Origin of the sequence: Microbacterium sp. NPDC090007 (assembly GCF_044748345.1) — a bacterium.
Lineage (GTDB): Bacteria > Actinomycetota > Actinomycetes > Actinomycetales > Microbacteriaceae > Microbacterium.
In genome coordinates this window covers 1693669-1713019 of record NZ_JBIVFV010000001.1, presented here as the reverse complement: position 1 = coordinate 1713019, position 19351 = coordinate 1693669, and the positions used below count along the sequence as shown (strand labels likewise).

At 70.9% G+C, this 19351-nt stretch carries 15 protein-coding genes; 5 read left to right on the top strand and 10 right to left on the bottom strand.

Going from position 1 to position 19351, the window contains the following annotated elements:
• Positions 1-62 precede the first annotated feature (62 nt).
• Positions 63-1145, top strand: a complete 1083-nt coding sequence (locus tag ACIPVB_RS08015; protein WP_400368039.1) for a polyprenyl synthetase family protein — start codon at positions 63-65, stop codon at positions 1143-1145.
• A gap of 34 nt (positions 1146-1179) precedes the next feature.
• Here the strand turns inward: ACIPVB_RS08015 and ACIPVB_RS08010 are convergent, their stop codons facing one another.
• Positions 1180-1524 (bottom strand): Rv2175c family DNA-binding protein, encoded by a 345-nt coding sequence (locus ACIPVB_RS08010; protein ID WP_400368037.1) that lies wholly within the window; start codon positions 1522-1524, stop codon positions 1180-1182.
• A 148-nt stretch (positions 1525-1672) separates the two neighbouring features.
• Between ACIPVB_RS08010 and ACIPVB_RS08005 the strand changes: the two genes are divergently transcribed.
• Together ACIPVB_RS08005 and pknB are read left to right on the top strand one after the other, a co-directional pair.
• On the top strand, positions 1673-2689 hold the full coding sequence (locus tag ACIPVB_RS08005; protein ID WP_400368035.1) for a LysM peptidoglycan-binding domain-containing protein: 1017 nt from the start codon (positions 1673-1675) through the stop codon (positions 2687-2689).
• A gap of 59 nt (positions 2690-2748) precedes the next feature.
• On the top strand, positions 2749-4701 hold the full coding sequence (gene pknB, locus ACIPVB_RS08000) for a Stk1 family PASTA domain-containing Ser/Thr kinase (protein ID WP_400368034.1): 1953 nt from the start codon (positions 2749-2751) through the stop codon (positions 4699-4701).
• Between the two features lie 160 nt (positions 4702-4861).
• Here the strand turns inward: pknB and ACIPVB_RS07995 are convergent, their stop codons facing one another.
• From ACIPVB_RS07995 to ACIPVB_RS07985, 3 genes are read right to left on the bottom strand one after another with little or no spacing between them, the layout of a single operon-like run.
• On the bottom strand, positions 4862-6199 hold the full coding sequence (locus ACIPVB_RS07995) for a class II 3-deoxy-7-phosphoheptulonate synthase (protein ID WP_400368033.1): 1338 nt from the start codon (positions 6197-6199) through the stop codon (positions 4862-4864).
• A 9-nt stretch (positions 6200-6208) separates the two neighbouring features.
• A complete protein-coding gene (locus tag ACIPVB_RS07990) occupies positions 6209-6922 on the bottom strand; it encodes a lysophospholipid acyltransferase family protein (RefSeq protein ID WP_400368031.1) in 714 nt (237 codons plus the stop codon).
• A 2-nt stretch (positions 6923-6924) separates the two neighbouring features.
• Entirely contained in the window at positions 6925-7860 is a 936-nt protein-coding gene (locus ACIPVB_RS07985) for an ROK family glucokinase (protein WP_400368029.1), read from the bottom strand.
• 150 nt (positions 7861-8010) lie between these two features.
• On the opposite strand from ACIPVB_RS07985, the gene ACIPVB_RS07980 reads away from it, so the two are divergent.
• A complete protein-coding gene (locus tag ACIPVB_RS07980; protein WP_400368027.1) occupies positions 8011-9837 on the top strand; it encodes an AMP-dependent synthetase/ligase in 1827 nt (608 codons plus the stop codon).
• A gap of 192 nt (positions 9838-10029) precedes the next feature.
• On the opposite strand, the gene def is transcribed toward ACIPVB_RS07980, so the two are convergent.
• From def to ACIPVB_RS07965, 3 genes are read right to left on the bottom strand one after another with little or no spacing between them, the layout of a single operon-like run.
• Complete coding sequence (gene def, locus ACIPVB_RS07975; RefSeq protein WP_400368025.1) at positions 10030-10521, bottom strand: peptide deformylase; 492 nt, start codon at positions 10519-10521, stop codon at positions 10030-10032.
• Entirely contained in the window at positions 10518-12839 is a 2322-nt protein-coding gene (locus ACIPVB_RS07970; protein WP_400368023.1) for a MinD/ParA family protein, read from the bottom strand. The genes def and ACIPVB_RS07970 overlap by 4 nt, the downstream gene beginning before the upstream one ends.
• A 46-nt stretch (positions 12840-12885) precedes the next feature.
• Positions 12886-16293 carry a pyruvate carboxylase gene (locus ACIPVB_RS07965; protein WP_400368021.1) on the bottom strand — a complete coding sequence of 1136 codons (3408 nt, stop codon included), beginning with the start codon at positions 16291-16293 and terminating at the stop codon, positions 12886-12888.
• Positions 16294-16361: 68 nt separating this feature from the next.
• On the opposite strand from ACIPVB_RS07965, the gene ACIPVB_RS07960 reads away from it, so the two are divergent.
• Positions 16362-17174, top strand: coding sequence for a ParA family protein (locus ACIPVB_RS07960; protein WP_108320518.1), 813 nt, complete (start codon positions 16362-16364; stop codon positions 17172-17174).
• A gap of 302 nt (positions 17175-17476) precedes the next feature.
• Here the strand turns inward: ACIPVB_RS07960 and ACIPVB_RS07955 are convergent, their stop codons facing one another.
• From ACIPVB_RS07955 to ACIPVB_RS07945, 3 genes are all read right to left on the bottom strand, one after another.
• Positions 17477-18022, bottom strand: a complete 546-nt coding sequence (locus tag ACIPVB_RS07955; protein ID WP_400368019.1) for a MerR family transcriptional regulator — start codon at positions 18020-18022, stop codon at positions 17477-17479.
• A 96-nt stretch (positions 18023-18118) separates the two neighbouring features.
• Entirely contained in the window at positions 18119-18805 is a 687-nt protein-coding gene (locus ACIPVB_RS07950; RefSeq protein WP_400368018.1) for a MerR family transcriptional regulator, read from the bottom strand.
• Positions 18805-19293 (bottom strand): FHA domain-containing protein, encoded by a 489-nt coding sequence (locus ACIPVB_RS07945; RefSeq protein ID WP_400368017.1) that lies wholly within the window; start codon positions 19291-19293, stop codon positions 18805-18807. The genes ACIPVB_RS07950 and ACIPVB_RS07945 overlap by 1 nt, the downstream gene beginning before the upstream one ends.
• Positions 19294-19351: the final 58 nt, after the last annotated feature.

The following is a 19351-nucleotide window of genomic DNA, read 5'->3' as shown; positions in this document are numbered from 1 at the left end:
ATCCCCCTCTATTGTTCGATGCGGATAATTCTACGCGCGGCGTGGATCACTAGGCTAGGCCCGTGCCGACCTCCCAGGAACCGATCGAAGCTGTTTCCCAGCGACTCGACAAGTTCCTCTCCGAACAGTTATCGTACGCGTCCTCACTGGGGCCCGAGGCCGAGATGCTCACCCGCTCCGGAGCGTCCGCACTCCGCGGTGGCAAGCGCCTGCGGGCCCGCTTCTGTCTCACCGGGTTCCGCGCCGTCGACGAGGCCGGTGACGATCGACACGACGCAGCGCTGGCTGTTGCGACGTCGCTGGAGATCTTCCACGCCGCCGCCCTCGTCCACGACGATCTGGTCGACAACTCCGACACCCGACGGGGTCAGCCCGCCGCCCACCGCGCCCTCCAGAAGGCGCACCGCGCCGCCGGCTGGACCGGCGATTCCGACTCCTTCGGGCGCTCGGGCGCGATCCTGCTCGGCGATCTGCTCGTGGCGTGGAGCGACGACCTTCTCGAGGACGGCCTGGCCCTCTCCCCCGCCACCGCGGCGGCGGCCCGTCGGGCGTACGCCCGGATGCGGCGCGACGTCACGATCGGCCAGTTCCTCGACGTCGCCGAGGAGTCCGCCTACACCGTCTATCCCGACGACACCCACGCCGATCGCGCCCTGCGGGTGGCCTCGTACAAGTCGGCGCGCTACAGCATCCAGCAGCCCCTGCTCATCGGGGCCGCCCTCGCCGGAGCCGACGACGCGCAGCGCGACGCGCTGGGCCGGTTCGGCCACGACGTCGGCATGGCCTTCCAGCTGCGCGACGACGTCCTGGGCGTGTTCGGCGACACCGCCGTGACGGGCAAGCCCGTGGGCGACGATCTGCGCGAGGGCAAGCGGACCGTGCTCGTCGCCTACGCCCGCGAGGCCCTCTCCGACGTCGAGCGCGCGCGCATCGACGCACTGCTGGGCGATCCGGGATTGGATGCCGCCCAGATCGCCGATCTGCAGCGAGTCATCACCGGCACGGGAGCGCTTGACCGTCTCGAGCAGCTCATCTCCGCGTACGCGCGGGCCGCCGACGATGCCCTCGACGGTGCTCCGCTGCGCGCGGAGGCCGTCGACGAGCTCCGCACGCTGGCGCACGCCGCGACCCAGCGCACGGCCTGAGCGCACCCGGAGCGCGCGGACGCCGAGGCCGCCCTCAGGCGAGCGTCGCCGCGACCCGCCGCACCTCGCTCTTGCGCCCCGCCCGGAGCGCTTCGATGGGGGCGAGGCCGATGGTGTCCTCGGGCGTCAGGAGCCAGTCGATCGTCTCGTCGGGATCGAAGCCCGCATCGTGCAGCACGATGATCGTGCCGCGGAGCGAGGGCAGCGGTCGCCCGTCGACGAGGAACACCGACGGCACCTTGAAGACGCCGTCCCGACGCGAGCCGACGAGGTAGCTGTCGTCGAGGAGGCGGCGGACCTTTCCGAGGGGCTCGTCGAGCAGCTCGACGAGGTCGGGGATGGTCAGCCATTCGGTCGCGTAACGGGAGTTCTCGGTCACCGTCCCACTATCTCACCCGGGGCGATGGAGGTCCTCCCGCACCGCCGGGACCTCGTGCGTCACAGCAGTCACATGAGCCTCATGCGTTGACATCCTTCCCGAGCCATGTCAGCGTGTCGGGCAGTCGGAAGAACGGAAATCCCCCACCATGCGACGACTCCCCTCCTCCCCCCACCTCGTCCGCGACGCCGCTGACGGCGCCTCGCGCCGTGCCGCATTGGCCTGGCCCGCCGCCGTGGCCGGCACCATCGCGCTCAGCCTCACGGGCGACAACGCCGCCCACGCGGCGACCCCGCTCCCCCCGCTCGCGTCCGCACCCTCGGCGACGCCCCGGGCGGCCCTCCCCGTGGTCGCCGCCGTCGCGGCGCCCCCGGCCACCCACACCGTCCGACCCGGCGACACCGTGTGGGCGATCGCGCGCGCCCACGGCGTCGAGACGGCATCCATCCAGGCGGCGAACGGCCTCGGCCCGGGCAGCGTCATCCGACCGGGCCAGGTGCTCTCGCTCGGTCCCGCGGCGAGCCCGCCCGCGGTCGATGCCCCGGCCCCCGCTCCCGCACCGGCGACCACGGCGCATGAGGTGCGCCCCGGTGACACCGTCTCGGCCATCGCCCGCGCCCACGGCGTCTCGGTCGACGCGGTCCTCGGGGCCAACGGCCTCACCCGCGCGTCGATCATCTACCCGGGCGACGTGCTGCAGATCCCTTCCGCCGCTCCCGCCGCCGCGCCCGCGGCGACCGTCGTCACCGTCGCCCCCGGCCTGGACGCGGAACAGTCCGAGAACGCGCGCCTGATCATCCGGATCGGCCGCGAGCTCGGGGTCTCGGATCGGGGCATCGTGATCGCCCTGGGCACCGCGATGCAGGAGTCGTGGCTGCGCAACCTCGACTGGGGCGATCGCGACTCGCTCGGGCTCTTCCAGCAACGGCCGAGCATGGGCTGGGGCACGGCCGAGCAGATCCGCGACCGCGACCGCGCCACGCGCGTGTTCTTCGGCGGACAGGGCGACCCCAACGGCGCGACCACGCGCGGCCTGCTCGACATCCCCGGATGGGACCGGCTCGGCTACGCCGACGCGGCGCAGGCCGTGCAGATCTCGGCCTACCCCGACCGCTACGCGCAGTGGGAAGCGCCCGCGACCACCTGGTTGCAGGTGCTGGGCTGAGCCGAGGACGCGGTGAGCCGTTGCCCGTGCTCACAGGGGCCGCTCCGTAGACTCGACCTGTGAGCACGAGTCAGCAGGCCGACCCGCTGATCGGCCGTCTCGTCGACGGCCGGTACCGGGTCCGCGCGCGCATCGCGCGCGGAGGCATGGCGACCGTCTACGTCGCGACCGATCTGCGCCTGGAGCGCCGGATCGCGCTCAAGGTCATGCACGGCCACCTCAGCGACGACACCGTCTTCCAGAGCAGGTTCATCCAAGAGGCCCGCTCCGCGGCGCGGCTGAGCGACCCGCACGTGGTCAACGTCTTCGACCAGGGTCAGGACGGCGACATGGCCTACCTGGTCATGGAGTACCTGCCCGGCATCACGCTGCGCGAACTGCTGCGCGAGCACCGGCGCCTCACGATCGATCAGACCCTCACGATCATGGACGCCATCCTCTCGGGCCTGGCCGCCGCCCACCGCGCGGGCATCGTGCACCGCGACGTCAAGCCCGAGAACGTCCTGCTCGCCGAGGACGGCCGCATCAAGATCGGCGACTTCGGACTCGCGCGCGCGACCACGGCCAACACCGCCAGCGGGGCCCAGCTCATGGGCACGATCGCGTACCTGGCGCCCGAGCTGGTCACGCGCGGAACCGCCGATGCCCGCAGCGACATCTACTCGCTCGGCATCATGCTCTACGAGATGCTGACCGGCGAGCAGCCCTATAAGGGCGAGCAGCCGATGCAGATCGCCTACCAGCACGCGACCGACTCGGTCCCGCGCCCCAGCGCCCGCAACGCCGGCGTGCCCGAACAGCTGGACGAGCTCGTACTGTGGGCGACCGAGCGCGAACCCGGCGACCGCCCACTGGACGCGGGCGCCATGCTCGAGCGGCTGCGCGCGATCGAGAAAGAGCTGGGGCTGGCGCCGCAGGTGGCCCGCGCCGTCGCCGTCGGCACGGCCGGCGCTCCCACCCCCGCCGAATCGCGCGAGCTGACCAAGGTGCTGCCGCAGACCGCCGCCGTCCCATCGGCCACCGTGGACGAGCCCGACAACGCCGCTCGCCTCCGGTCTCGCACGCGCAAGCGCTCCGCACGCGGCGTGTGGGTGCTCATCGTCGTGCTCCTGCTCGCCGCGGGCGCCGGGTTCACGGGGTGGTACTTCGGGTCGGGCCCCGGCTCTCTCGTGGCCGTGCCCGATGTGTCGGGCCGCAGCTTCGCCGATGCGCAGATCCTGCTCGCGGAGCAGCAGCTCCAGGCGCAGCAGCAGGACGTCAACGATCGCGACATCCCCTCGGGGACCACGATCGGGTCGGATCCCGCCCCGGGCGCGCGTCTCGACAAGGAGTCGCTCGTCACCGTGTTCGTCTCGATCGGACCGGCGACCCACCAGATCCCCGCGCTCGGCGGACGCGGCGCCGACGAGGTGCGCGGCATCCTGCAAGGGGCGTTCGTCGGCGTCGGCGACGACCCGGAACGTCAGTTCTCCGACGCCGGCGAGGGCGCCGTCCTCGATGCCACGATCATCCCGCGTTCCGGTGGCGACGCGATCGCCTGCACCGACGGCTGCACCGTGTACGAGGGGGACGCCGCCACGCTGGTCGTCTCGCTCGGTCCGATCCCCGACGTCACCGGTGAATCGCTGAGTCAGGCCCAGCGCGCTCTGGACGGAGTCGGGCTCGCGTCGACCGTCTCGGAACGCTTCAGCAACTCCGTGGCATCCGGCGTCGTCATCAGCATGGGCGACCGCGAGGGGGGCGGCAACTGGCGCCCCGGCGACACCGTTCCGCTCGTGGTGTCGAAGGGCCCCGAGCCCGTGCAGATCCCGGGTGACCTGGTCGGCAAGTCCATCCGCGACGCCGTCACCCAGCTCGAGGGCCTCGGATTCGAGGTGAACGCGGGCATCGACGACGGCACCCTCCCGCTCGGCTTCAAGTACTGGGACATCTACAAGGTGCGCGCGAGCAACCCGCAACCGGGGTCGACGGCCCCGCGCGGTGCGACCATCACCCTCACGCCGACGCTCTGACGGGCGCCGCGCGCGCGACGCTCTCGAGTGCGGCCTCCGACACCGGGATGCCCTCGTCGCGGTGGGACCCGGTGGTGCACGGTCGCGGAGTGAGCTGCGCGCCCGGGAACGCGGACGCCCCCGACCCTACGGGCCGGGGGCGTCGTCGACGCGACGGGCGTCAGCGCTTCTCGAGCTCCTCGGCGACGAGGAACGCCAGCTCCAGGCTCTGCCGGTGGTTCAGGCGCGGGTCGCACAGGCTCTCGTACCGCGTCGCGAGGGTCGCCTCGTCGATCTGCTCCGAACCGCCCAGGCACTCCGTCACGTCGTCGCCGGTGAGTTCGACGTGGATGCCGCCGGGGTGCGTGCCGACGGAACGGTGGGCCTCGAAGAACCCGCGCACCTCGTCGACGACGTCGTCGAAGCGCCGCGTCTTGTACCCGGTCGGTGTCGTGATGCCGTTGCCGTGCATCGGGTCGGTGACCCACAGCGGCGTCGCACCCGAGTCGCGGACGGCCTCGAGCAGCGGAGGCAGTGCGTCGCGGATCTTGCCGGCGCCCATGCGCGTGATGAAGGTCAGACGCCCGGGCTCGCGCTCGGGATCGAGCTTGTCGATCAGCGCGAGGGCGGTCTCGGCCGTGGTCGTGGGGCCGAGCTTGACCCCGATGGGGTTGCGGATCTTCGAGAAGTAGTCGACGTGCGCACCATCGAGCTCGCGCGTGCGCTCGCCGATCCACTGGAAGTGCGACGAGGTGTTGTAGGGAAGACCCGTCCGCGAATCGATCCGGGTCATGGGGCGCTCGTAGTCCATGAGCAGACCCTCGTGACCGGTGTAGAACTCCACGCGCGTCAACTCGTCGAAGTTCGCGCCCGCGGCCTCCATGAATTTGATGGCCCGGTCGATCTCGGTCGCCATGCTCTCGTAGGCCTGGTTGGCGGGGGTGCTCGCGAAGCCCCTGTTCCAGCTGTGCACCTCGCGCAGATCGGCGAACCCGCCCTGCGTGAATGCACGGATCAGGTTCAGCGTCGACGCGGCGGTGTGGTAGCCCTTGAGCAGACGCGCCGGGTCGGCCTTGCGCGACTCCTCGGTGAAGTCGTAGCCGTTCACGATGTCGCCGCGGTAGGCCGGCAGCGTCACGGCGCCGCGCGTCTCGGTGTCGCTCGAGCGGGGCTTGGCGAACTGCCCCGCCATCCGCCCCATCTTGACCACGGGCATCGACGCGCCGTAGGTGAGCACGACGGCCATCTGCAGGACCGTCTTGATGCGGTTGCGGATCTGCTCGGCGGTGGCGCCCGCGAACGTCTCGGCGCAGTCGCCGCCCTGCAGCAGGAAGGCCTGACCGGCGGCGGCGCGCGCGAGGCGGTCGCGCAGGATGTCGACCTCGCCGGCGAAGACCAGCGGCGGGAGGGTCGCCAGCTCTGCGGATGCCGCGGCCACCGCGGCCTCGTCATACCACTGCGGCTGCTGCTTGATGGGCAGAGAACGCCAGTGGTCGAGGTCGAGGAGCTGCTGATTCACCCCTGAAGTCTAGTGGCGCGCCGACGGCGCCTTCGCCGCCTGCGCGGTCACCAGGCGGTCCTTCACCGTCGAGGCGTAGACGTCCTCGTAACGCTGTTCGCCCAGGCGCTGCAGAGCGACCATGATCTCGTCGGTGACCGAGCGCAGCACGTAACGATCGCCCTCCATACCCTCGAAGCGCGAGAAGTCGAGCGGCTCGCCGATGACGATCCCCACGCGCCCCACGCGCGGGACGCGCTGTCCGATCGGCATGACCGCGCCGGTGTCGACCATGACGACGGGGATGACGGGAACCCGTGCCTCCAGCGCCATCCGGGCGATGCCCGTGCGGCCGCGGTACAGGGTGCCGTCGGGACTGCGCGTTCCCTCGGGATAGATGCCGAGCAGCTCCCCACGACCGAGGACGCCGAGACCGGTGTTGAGCGAGGCCTCCGACGCCTTGCCGCCCGAGCGGTCGATGGGCAGCTGACCGGTCGCGGTGAAGAACACGCGGGTGGCCCAGCCCTTCAGGCCCTTCCCGGTGAAGTAGTCGCTCTTGGCGAGGAACGCCATGCGGCGATCGATCATGAGCGGGAGGAAGATCGAATCCGAGAACGACAGGTGATTGCTGGCGAGGATCGCCGCCCCCTCGGTGGGGATGTTGCGCCGACCCACCATCCACGGGCGGAACACGGCCTTGATGACCGGTCCGATGACCACGTATTTCATGAGCCAGTAGAACATCGTCAGCGCTCCTTCCCGGCGAGGTCGGCGACCCCGATGAGACCGGCGTCGTTGCCCAGGCGCGCGATCGCGAATTCCGCGACCGGACGTTCACCGTACCCCGGCAGTGACGTCTCGTATGCGAGCTTCACCGGCTCGAGCAGGTCGGCCCCCAGCTGCGCCACTCCCCCGCCGATCACGAAGACCTCGGGGTCGAGCACCGCCTGGAAGCCTCCGCACGCCTCGCCGAGGGCGGTGGCGACGCGGCGCAGGGCCTCGACGGCACCGGGATCGCCGGCCAGCACGAGACGCGAGACGGCCGGTCCCGGGATCGCACCCCGCTCCTCGCGGACGGCGGCCAGAGCGGCACCGATCCCGCCCTCGTCGGCGATGGCGTTGGCCTCGCGCTGCAGCGCACGTCCCGAGGCGTACTGCTCGAGGCATCCGTTCTGTCCGCAGCCGCAGGGGTGGCCGCCCCGGACGAAGCGCATGTGCCCCAGTTCGGCGCCGATGCCGTGCCCGCCACGGAAGAGCTCGCCGTCGGTGACGATCGCGCCGCCCACACCCGTGCCCATCGTGAGCATCACCATGTCGCGCACACCCTGGCCCGCGCCGAAGCGGTACTCGCCCCAGCCGGCGGCGTTGGCGTCGTTCTCGATGGTGACGGGTGCGTCGAGACGCTGCTCGAGCCGCGCCCGCAACGGCTCGTCGCGCCAGTCGATGTTGGGGGCGTAGATGACGGTGCTGCGGTCGCGGCTGATGAATCCCGCCGCGGCCACGCCGATGGCGTGCACGTCGTGGGCGCGACGCAGGTGGTCGGCCATGTCGACCACGGCGTCCACGAGGGCCGAGGGGTCGATGGGGGTGTCGACGCGGAGCTTCTCGATGATCGTGCCGTCGGCGTCGACGACGCCGCCCGCGATCTTTGTGCCCCCGATATCGATGCCGACGTTGCGCACCGCACTCCCTTCCGGGCCGAGCGTGCCGCGCGGCCCGGAGAAGTCTAGCCACCCCCGTCGAGCCGCGGAGGCGCCGTCCCGGACCGCACCGATGCATGCGGATAGACTTGCGGGACCGTTCGACGTTCTGCCGGTGCCAAAGGAGTTACCGTGATCCAGTTCGACCTTCCCGCTGTCGTCCCCGCCGATCCCGATGCCAACGCGTCCGATCTGCTTGCCGAGCGCGTTCGCGCAACGCCGGATCGGCCCCTCTTCGCCGTCCCCGACGCCGACGGTTGGCGCGAGGTCACGGCCGCCGACTTCGAGCGCCAGGTGATCGCGCTCGCGAAGGGTTTCGTCGCCGCCGGTGTGCAGCCGGGCGAGAAGGTGGGCTTCATCGCCCGCACCACCTACGACTGGACCCTGGTGGACTTCGCGCTGTTCTACGCGGGAGCCGTCATGGTGCCGGTGTACGAGACGAGCTCCCCGTCGCAGATCTCGTGGATCCTGTCGGACTCGGGCGCGATCGCCGTGGTCCTCGAGTCGGCCGAGCACGCCCAGCGCCTCGAGGAGGTGCGCAGCGACCTCCCGCTCGTGCGTGAGGTCTGGGGCATGCACGCCGGGGATCTCGATCGTCTGGTGACGAACGGGACGCACATCACCGACGAAGAGATCCAGCGGCGCCGTCACCTGGCCAAGGCGGACGACGTCGCGACGCTCATCTACACCTCGGGCTCGACCGGCCGTCCCAAGGGCTGCGTGCTGGTGCACAGCAACTTCGTCGAGCTCGCCCGCAACTCCGCGAAGGCGCTGCACGAGGTGGTCGAGACCCCGGGCGCCTCGACGCTGCTGTTCATCACGACCGCGCACGTGTTCGCCCGGTTCATCTCGCTGCTGAACGTGCACGCGGGGGTCAAGACGGGCCACCAGCCCGACACCAAGCAGCTTCTGCCCGCACTCGGATCGTTCCGCCCGACGTTCCTGCTGGCCGTGCCGCGCGTCTTCGAGAAGGTCTACAACTCCGCCGAGCAGAAGGCCGAGGCCGGCGGAAAGGGCAGGATCTTCCGGGCCGCCGCGGCCACGGCCGTCGAGCACTCGCAGCGCCTGCAGGACGGCAAGAAGATCCCCCTGGTGCTCAAGGCCAAGTTCGCCCTCTTCGACAAGCTGGTGTACTCCAAGCTCCGGGATGCCATGGGCGGACGCGTCGTGTACGCGGTGTCGGGATCGGCCCCGCTCGGCCCACGGCTGGGGCACTTCTTCCGCAGCCTCGGCGTCGTCATCCTCGAAGGGTACGGCCTCACCGAGACGACCGCGCCCGCCACCGTCAACCTCGCCACCATGTCGAAGATCGGCACGGTCGGCCCGGTCCTTCCCGGCGTGGGCGTGCGCCTCGCCGACGACGGCGAGATCCAGGTGCGCGGCATCAACGTGTTCCGCGAGTACTGGCAGAACCCCGAGGCCACCGCCGAGGCCTTCGACGGGGAGTGGTTCAAGACCGGCGACATCGGCTCCTTCGACGCCGACGGGTTCTTGGCGATCACCGGACGCAAGAAAGAGATCATCGTCACCGCGGGCGGCAAGAACGTCGCCCCCGCCGCGCTCGAGGACCCCATCCGCGCCAACCCCATCGTCGGACAGGTCGTGGTGGTCGGCGATCACAAGCCCTTCATCTCGGCGCTGGTGACCCTGGACCCCGAGATGCTGCCGACCTGGCTCGCCAACAACGGCCTGCCCGCCGACCTGTCGCTCGCCGATGCGAGCACGAACGAGAAGGTGCGCGCCGAGGTGCAGGGCGCAATCGACCGCGCCAACACGCGGGTCTCGCGCGCCGAGTCCATCCGCAAGTTCACGATCCTCCCGACGGAGTGGACCGAGGCCAGCGGTCATCTGACGCCCAAGATGAGTATCAAGCGCAACGTCATCGTCGCCGACTTCGCCGACGCCATCGAGGACATCTACGCCGTACCCGTGAACACGACCAACGTGTCGCTGCCCTGACCCGGGATGCCGAAACGGCCCGGTCCCTCGGGGGATCGGGCCGTTTCGCGTCACGAGGACAGGAGATGCCACGCAGACAGGACGGTTCGCGGCGCATCCGCCTGTCGTCGACGCACGCTCCTGTTCTCGTGACGCCAGCGCGGACGTCCGGGTTGGACGGATGCCGTCATCCGTCCCCCGGCAGGAGTCGGGTCAGAACCAGTCGCTCTCGCGCACCTGCCGCATCGCCTCGCGGCGCGTCTCGGCGGGGAGCCGCGAGAGATAGAGCATGCCGTCGAGGTGGTCGGTCTCGTGCTGCAGCGCCTGCGCGAGCAGACCCTCGCCCTCGAGCACGACCGCGTTGCCGTCCAGGTCGGTGCCCTCGACCCGCGCCCACGGGTAGCGGAGGGCGTCGTGCCACAGTCCGGGAACCGAGAGGCATCCCTCACCCACCGGTTCGGGCTCGCCGCGAGTCTCGACCAGAACGGGGTTGAGCACGTAGCCGATGTCGCCGTCGATGTTGTAGCTGAACGCGCGCAGTCCCACACCGATCTGCGGCGCGGCGACCCCGGCGCGACCGGGGAGCGCGACCGTGTCGAGCAGGTCCTGGACGAGGGCGCGGACGCCGTCGTCGACCTCGGTGATCGGCTCGCTCTTCGCGCGCAGCACGGGGTCGCCGAAGAAGCGGATCTGCCGGACGGTCATGCCGCGCCCGCCGATGCGCGCAGCCCCTCGACGACCGCCGCGGCGAGCTCTCGGGCGGCCTGTCGCGTCGAGGGCTCGAGGTCGCGGAAGGCGATGGCGCTGCCGGCCGCGATGCGCGCGTCGTACGGCATCCGGATGACGGTGCGCACCCGCGAGCGGAAGTGCGCCTCGAGCTCGTTCTCGCGCACGAGCGGCGCTCCGGGGCGGGCGTTGTTCAGCACCACGACGGCGTCGCGCACGCGTGCGCCGTAGCCGTTCGTCTCGAGCCAGGTCAATGTCTCGGACGCCAACCGTGCCTCGTCCACCGACAGACCCGCGACGATCACGAGAGTGTCGGCCAATTCGAGCGTGGCGCCCATCACGGAGTGCACGATCCCCGTTCCGGTGTCGGTGAGGACGATGGAGTAGTAGTGCGCGGCGACGTCGGCGACCTGGCGGTAGTCGTCGTCGCTGAAGGCCTCGGACACGCGCGGATCGTAATCGGATGCCAGGACGTCGAGGCGGGTGGCGTCTCGGGCCACGATGGTGGAGACGTCGTTGTACCCCGCCATCTCGTCATGCGCGCGGACGAGGTCGCGCACCGTGCGACCGTTGGGGCGGCCCACACGGTCCGCGAGGGTTCCCCGGTCGGGGTTCGCGTCGACGGCGATGATGCGGTCGTCGCGCGCGTCCGCGAGGGCCATGCCCAGCAGGGAGGTGACGGTGGTCTTGCCGACGCCGCCCTTGCGCGAGAGCACCGGGACGAAACGCGCTCCCCCCGTCAGCGGGGCGGCGATGCGACGATCGAGATCCTTGCGATCGCGCGCGCGGCGGCCGTCACCCAGGTTGATGCGGTGCCGCGACACCGAGTACACCAGCTGCTGCCACAGTCCCTCGGGCTCGGGGCGGGTGATCTGGCGCGGGTCGAGCAGCCGGTCGGCGGTGAGCAGGTCGCTGCTCTCACGCTGGTCGTCGATCTGCCCGATGCGCTTGGAGGTCAGTGCGACCTCGGGGGCGGTGGTGCGCACCCGTTCCATCGCGTGGGCGCGCTCGACGCGGGCCGTGTCGTCCGCGGCGCGCGCGGCCTCGTCGGCCTGATGGGCGCCGCGACGGGTGAGGGGCACCGTACCGATCACACCGGTCGCCGCGCGCTCGGCGCGTGTGGTCGGGGTTGCGGAGACCGCCGCGGCCGGGGAAGCGGCGTCCGCGGTCGCGAGGTCCGCGGCGGAATCGTCCTCCCGGTCCCCGGCGAGCGACGAGCCGCCGGACGACGCGCCCGCGACGGCCGCCTCGTCGGGCACCTTCGCGACGACGTGGTCGGCCGGCGCGTCGTGGATCGTGCGGGCGGCCGTCTCGTCGACGACCTCTTCCGCCGGTGCGGGTGTCCACGGCGCGTGGGTCAGGGGTTCGTCGAGCGCGGCGGCCACGACCGCGGCGTCGACGCGGTCGGGATCCCCCGCGGCGTCGTCCAGGTCGACGGGCTCGGCGGCATCGGCCTCGAACAGCTCGACGTCCTCGACCACCTCGAGATCCTGCAGATCGGCGGCGCGATCGTCGTCGTGCAGACCGCCGCCGTCGTCGACCGCACCGGGCACGTCGCCCGCGTCCTCGTGCCCGGCGTCCCCGTTCCGAGCACCCTCGTGCCCGCCGTCCTCGTGCCCGGCGTTCTCATGCCGAGCACCCTCGTGCCCGGCGTTCTCATGCCGAGCGCCCTCGTGTCCAGCGTCCTCGTGTCCGGCGTCCTCGTGTCCGGCGTCCTCACGTCGAGCGCTCTCGTGCCCGGCGTTCTCGTGCCCGGCGTCCTCGTCCCCGGCGTCCTCGTGCGACCCGCCCGCGGCGGCGTCGATGCCCGCCGACTCGTCCGCGGCCAGGGCGCGGGAGCCGCCGTCGGTCGACGCGCCGGGGGCCTCGGCATCCGTCGGCGGTTCTTCGTCGACGACCTCGGCGTCGAGGACGTCGTCGAGGGGTTCCGTCTCGCGGTGGTCGATGTCGCCGTCGTGCGGCTCGAGGATGATGTCGCCCGTCGGCAGCTGCTCGACGTGGTGGTCCTGCACGAGATCCTCCTCGCCCGGGGCGGCATCGCCGCGGTCGGCGGCGATCGCCGCGGGCTGCGCCCCGCCCGGAGCCAGGTCGGCCGGCGCGGAGTCGATCGGGAGCTCGTCCTCGATCACGTCGTCGTCGATGTCGTCGTCATCGGAGGCCACCGGCAGGTCGACGCTGACCTGGGCGATGCGCCCTCCGAGGATCGTGATGCTCGCCGTGTCGAGGTTCCCGCTCTCGTCGAGCACGCCGTGCTCGGCGCCCTCGTGGGGGTTCTCGTCGGTGCGGTCGGGGGTCACTGCAGTCTCCAAACGGGAAGAGGGCGCGAAAGCGCCCCCTCCCAGGCTACTGCGCGGGGCGGATCACCAGCAAAAGGTCGCCGGCCTCCACCTGCTGCGTGGCCCCGATCGCGACCCGCTCGATCACGCCCTCGACGGGGGCGGTGATCGCCGCCTCCATCTTCATGGCCTCGATCGACGCCACCGGCTGACCCGCGGCCACACGGTCGCCCTCGGTCGCCTTGAGCGTGACCACTCCCGAGAAGGGCGCCGCGACCTGACCGGGCCGGGAGGTGTCGGCCTTCTCGGCCTGACGGGCCTCGACGTCGATCGAGCGATCGCGCACGAACACCGGCCGCAGCTGGCCGTTCAGGGTCGTCATGACCGTGCGCATGCCCTTGTCATCCGCGTCACCGACCGCCTCGAGTCCGACGAACAGCTGCACGCCCCGTTCGATCTCGACGGTGTGCTCACCACCGGCCTGCAGACCGTAGAGGTAATCGGCCGTGTCGAGCACGCTCAGATCGCCGAAGGTCGCGCGGGTCTCGAGGAACGTGCGCGTGGGTCCGGGGAAGAGCAGGGCGTTCAACCGGGCGCGGCGCTCGCCCGACTCCCCCGCCAGAGCGGCGGCGTCGTCGTCGGTGAGCGGCGTCGTCCCCGACTTGGCGTCGCGACCGGCCAGGACCTTGGAGCGGAACGGTTCGGGCCAGCCGCCCGGCAGATCGCCGAGCTCGCCCGCCATGAACGAAACGACCGAGTCGGGGACGTCGTACTTCTCGGGATTGCGCTCGAAGTCGGCCGGGTCGGCCTTGACGGCGGCCAGGTGCAGCGCGAGGTCGCCGACGACCTTGGACGACGGGGTCACCTTGGGTACGCGACCGAGGATGCGGTCGGCGGCGGCGTACATGTCCTCGATGAGTTCGAAGTCGTCCGCCAGCCCCAGGGCGATCGCCTGCTGGCGCAGGTTGGACAGCTGGCCGCCGGGAATCTCGTGCCGGTACACGCGACCGGTGGGGCCCGCGAGCCCCGACTCGAACGGCCGGTACAGGTGGCGCACGGCCTCCCAGTAGGGCTCGAGGTCGCTGACCGCGGCCAGATCGATCCCGGTGTCGCGCTCGGTGTGGGCGAGGGCGGCGACCAGCGCCGAGAGCGACGGCTGGCTCGTGGTGCCGGCCATCGGCGCCGACGCCGCGTCCACGGCATCCGCCCCCGCCGCCGAGGCGGCCAGGAGGGTTGCGAGTTGTCCTCCCGCGGTGTCATGCGTGTGCACATGGACGGGCAGGTCGAACCGGTCGCGCAGCGCCGCGACCAGACGCGCGGCCGCGGCCGGTCGCAGCAGACCCGCCATGTCCTTGATCGCGAGGATGTGCGCGCCCGCGTCCACGACCTGCTCGGCCAGACGCAGGTAGTAGTCGAGCGTGTAGAGGTCCTCGGCGGGGTCGAGCAGGTCGCCGGTGTAGCAGACGGCCACCTCGGCGACCGCCGTGCCCGTGGCCAGGACCGCGTCGATCGCGGGGCGCATCTGCGAGACGTCGTTGAGCGCGTCGAAGATGCGGAAGATGTCGACACCGGATGCCGCGGCCTCGGTCACGAACGCATCGGTCACCTGCGTGGGGTACGGGGTGTATCCCACGGTGTTGCGGCCGCGCAGCAGCATCTGGATCGCGATGTTGGGCAGGGCCCGGCGCAGCACGTCCAGGCGTTCCCAGGGGTCTTCACCGAGGAAGCGCAGGGCGACGTCGTAGGTCGCTCCGCCCCACGCCTCGACCGACAGCAGGTCCGGCGTCATGCGGGCGACGTACGGCGCCACCCGGGCGAGGTCGCGGGTGCGCACCCGGGTGGCCAGCAGCGACTGGTGGGCATCGCGGAAGGTCGTCTCGGTGACGGCGAGGGCGGTCTGCTCGCGCAGGGCACGGGCGAACCCCTCGGGACCGAGCTGCTGCAGCCGCTGCCGTGAGCCCTCCGGAGCGGGGTCGGCCAGGTCGAGGCGCGGGAGCTTGGCGGCCGGGTCGATCGAGAGCGGATTCTCGCCGTTCGGCCGGTTGACCGTGGTGTCCACCAGCCACGACAGGATCTTGGTGCCGCGGTCCTTCGACTCGCGCCCGCGCAGCAGCTCGGGACGCTCGTCGATGAACGAGGTGCTGAGGTCACCGGCGACGAACGCGGGGTCATCGAGCACCGCCTGCAGGAAGGGGATGTTCGTCGACACCCCGCGGATGCGGAACTCCGCCAGGGCCCGACGCGCTCGGGCGACCGCCGCGGGGAAATCGCGGCCGCGGCACGACAGCTTCGACAGCATCGAGTCGAAGTGCGGACTCACCTGGGATCCGGCCGCGGTCGTCCCACCGTCCAAGCGGATGCCGGCACCGCCGGGCGAGCGGTAGGTCGTGATCTTGCCGGTGTCGGGGCGGAAACCCTGCGTGGGGTCCTCGGTCGTGATCCGGCACTGCAGCGCGGCTCCCCGCAGATGGATCTCGTCCTGCAACAGGTGCAGGTCGGAGAGGGTCTGCCCCGCGGCGATGCGCATCTGCGACTGGACGAGGTCGACGTCGGTGATCTCTTCGGTCACGGTGTGCTCGACCTGGATACGAGGGTTCATCTCGATGAACACGACCTCGCCGGTCCGAGGTCCCGCCGTCTCGAGCAGGAACTCCACGGTCCCGGCGTTCTGGTAGCCGATCGAACGGGCGAAGGCCACGGCGTACCGGTGGAGGTCCTGCCGGACGGCGTCGTCGAGGTTCGGCGCCGGAGCGATCTCGATGACCTTCTGGTGGCGACGCTGGACGGAGCAGTCGCGCTCGAACAGGTGCACGGTCTCGCCCGTGGCATCCGCGAGGATCTGCACCTCGACGTGGCGCGGACGCTGCACCGCCTGCTCGAGGAACATGCGCGGATCCCCGAACGCACTCTGGGCCTCGCGCATGGCCTCGGCCAGAGCCGGAGCCAGCTCGCCCATGCTCTCGACCCGGCGCATCCCGCGACCGCCACCGCCGGCGACCGCCTTGGCGAAGAGGGGGAAGCCGATGCCGTCGGCCTGGTCGAGCAGGGCGTCGATGTCGTCGGAGGCGGGGGTCGAGCGCAGCACCGGCACGCCCGCGGCGATCGCGTGCTCCTTCGCGGTGACCTTGTTCCCGGCCATCGACAGCACCCCGGCGGGAGGGCCGATGAACGTGATGCCGTGGGCCGCGGCCTTGGCGGCGAGCTCGGGGTTCTCCGAGAGGAATCCGTAGCCGGGGTAGATGGCATCCGCTCCGCACTCGCGCGCGACACGGATGATCTCGTCGACGTCCAGGTACGCCCGCACGGGGTGTCCGCGCTCACCGATCTGGTAGGCCTCGTCGGCCTTGAGCCGGTGCAGGGAGGCGCGGTCCTCGTAGGGGTAGACCGCGACGGTGCGCGCGCCCACCTCGTACGCGGCGCGGAACGCACGAATGGCGATCTCGCCGCGATTGGCGACCAGGATCTTCGAGAACATGCGCACCTCACGTCAAGCTGGCGGAGCTGAATGTGCTCACAGCCTAGGGGACGGTAACGTGGACTCTCGTGCACGTACTCTCCGTCAGCTCTCTCAAAGGCGGGGTCGGCAAGACGACCGTGACACTCGGGCTGGCTTCGGCAGCCTTCGCTCGTGGCGTTCGCACTCTCGTCGTCGACCTCGACCCCCAGTCCGACGTGTCGACCGGGATGGACATCCAGGTCGCCGGTCGCCTCAACATCGCCGATGTCCTGGCGAACCCCAAAGAGAAGGTCGTGCGGCAGGCGATCACCTCGAGCGGGTGGGCCAAGGTGCACCCCGGCACCATCGATGTGCTGATCGGCAGCCCGTCCGCCATCAACTTCGACGGCCCGCACCCGAGCGTGCGCGACGTCTGGAAGCTCGAAGAGGCGCTCGCCACGATCGAGAGCGAGTACGACCTCGTCCTCATCGACTGCGCCCCCTCGCTGAACGCCCTTACGCGCACCGCGTGGGCGGCGAGCGACCGCGTGGTCGTCGTGACCGAGCCGGGTCTGTTCTCGGTGGCCGCGGCCGACCGCGCGCTGCGCGCGATCGAAGAGATCCGCCGCGGCCTCTCGCCGCGTCTGCAGCCCCTCGGCGTCGTCGTCAACCGCGTACGCCCGCAGTCGATCGAGCACCAGTTCCGCATCAAGGAGCTGCGCGACATGTTCGGCCCACTCGTGCTCAACCCGCAGCTGCCCGAGCGTACGTCGCTCCAGCAGGCGCAGGGCGCCGCCAAGCCCCTGCACGTGTGGCCCGGTGACTCGGCGCAGGAGCTCGCCGCCGACTTCGATGCGCTTCTGGACCGCATCGTGCGCACCGGCCGGATCCCCGTCGCGTCAGAGGCCCCTCAGGCCTGAGGCTTTCCGCGGAGACGCCGTCCCGCTGCCCGGCAGCCGGGGCGGCGTTTCGTCGTCTCGTGCGTAGGTGACGGCTCGCGCCGTCGCGCGCCCGTTTCGGGTCGTCCCTGACCTCGATAAACGGCATCCGTGCGCAGAAACGCCCCCTCGGACCGTTTCTCGTCACGGATCGCGTTTATCGCGGGGGTACGGGCGGGGCGGGCCGGGTGGGCGGGTGCGCGCTGCGGAGGACGGATGCGGGCGTGCGACGCAGAAGATCCCGGATGCCATGGCGACCGGGATCCGAAGACGTCGTCGTCGCGTCAGGCGGTGCGTGCCGCGCGACGGGCGGCGAGTTCGTCGACCGCGTCAGGGGCGGCCTTCTCGAAGTCCACGAGCGTCGACTCGACCTCGCGCAGCACCTTGCCGACCGCGATGCCGAAGACGCCCTGCCCGCGACTGACGAGATCGATGACCTCGTCGTTCGACGTGCAGAGATACACCGAGGCGCCATCGCTCATGAGCGTGGTTCCGGCGAGATCGCGGATGCCGGCGGCGCGCAGCTGGTCCACCGCGGTGCGGATCTGCTGCAGCGAGATACCGGTGTCGAGCAGTCGCTTGACGAGCTTGAGCACCAGGATGTCGCGGAAACCGTAGAGGCGCTGAGACCCGGACCCGTTCGCACCGCGGACCGTCGGGACGACGAGCTCGGTGCGCGCCCAGTAGTCGAGCTGACGGTACGTGATCCCGGCCGCGCGAGCGGCGACCGCTCCGCGGTACCCGGTGTCGTCATCCATCTCGGGCAGACCGTCGGTGAAGAGGAGGTCGGTGGCGAACCGAGGTTCGCCGACTGCGTCGCCAGCGTTCATGCTCGCGCCCTCCTTCTTCTGCTCGTTTCTTCCACGCTAGATCAGCGAGGCTCCCCCGGCAATGACATCCGCTCCGAGGGTCGCGGCGTGTCGCGGTCAGGACAGCAGACGCTCCAGAGCGTCCCGCACGAACATGCCGCGGACCTCGTCCAGGCGGGTCGCCAACTCGGGGGCGAGCTCGTTCGCCTTGGCGCGCGAGGGGGCATCGGGACGACGCAAGAGCGCCGACAGCGCCGATTCGACGAGGGACACCTCGCGTTCGGCGCTCTGGCGCAGCGATCGGATGTGACGGGGTTCGATCCCGTGTCGATCCAGCGCGACGAGAGCCCGCAGCAGCGCGACGGTCTGCTCGGAGTACATGTCGGCCGCGGCGATCACGCCCGTGCTCACCGCGTCGTTCAGAAGCTGCGGTCCGGCACCTGCCGCGGCCAGGAGCTCGTCGCGCCGATAGCGTCGCGGCGCCGAGGTGATCGAGGGGATCGCGGTGGGCGGCGCGGGATTGCGACCGGCGTCGAGGTCTTCGAGGTACTCCCGGATCACGACCAGGGGCAGATAGTGGTCGCGCTGGAGGGTCAACGCCAGACGCAGACGCTCGAGATCGGCGGGCGAGAACTTGCGGTATCCCGACTCGGTGCGCGTGGGCGTCACGATGCCCTGCACCTCGAGGAAGCGCAGCTTGCTCGAGGTCAACGCCGGGAAGTCGGGAGTCAGGCGCGCGAGCACCTGACCGATGCTGAGCAGCCCCGCAGCCGCCTGACGACCACGGGAGGGGGCTGCCGCCATCAGTGCTCTGCCGTGGGCAGGTCGACGGGCGAGCCGAAGAAGTTCAGACGGAACTTGCCGATGCGCACCTCGGCCCCGTTGACGAGAGCGGACCGGTCGACCCGCTCACCATTGACGTAGCTGCCGTTGAGCGAACGCTGGTCGACGATCTCGAACGACGAGCCCGTGCGGATGATCTCAGCGTGACGACGAGACACGGTGACGTCATCGAAGAAGAGATCTGCTTCGGGATGCCGGCCCACGGTCGTGACGTCGGTGTCGAGCAGGTAGCGGGCGCCGGTCGTGGGTCCCGACCGCACGATGAGCAGCGCGGCTCCCGAGGGCAACGCGTCGATGGCCTCGAGCTCGGCCTCGGTGAGGTCGGCCCCGAAGGGGACGAACGACAGGTCCGCGTCGTGGGTCTGGGTCGTGTCGTGTGCGCGATCAGTAGCGGCGGCGTCGGCCGCGCGTCGGATCTCGTCGCGATCGAATCGGCTGGTCTCGTCCACGGCTTCTCCTTCTTGTTCACCATAACCGATCGCTTCTGCGGGGGAGGAGCGACCGAGC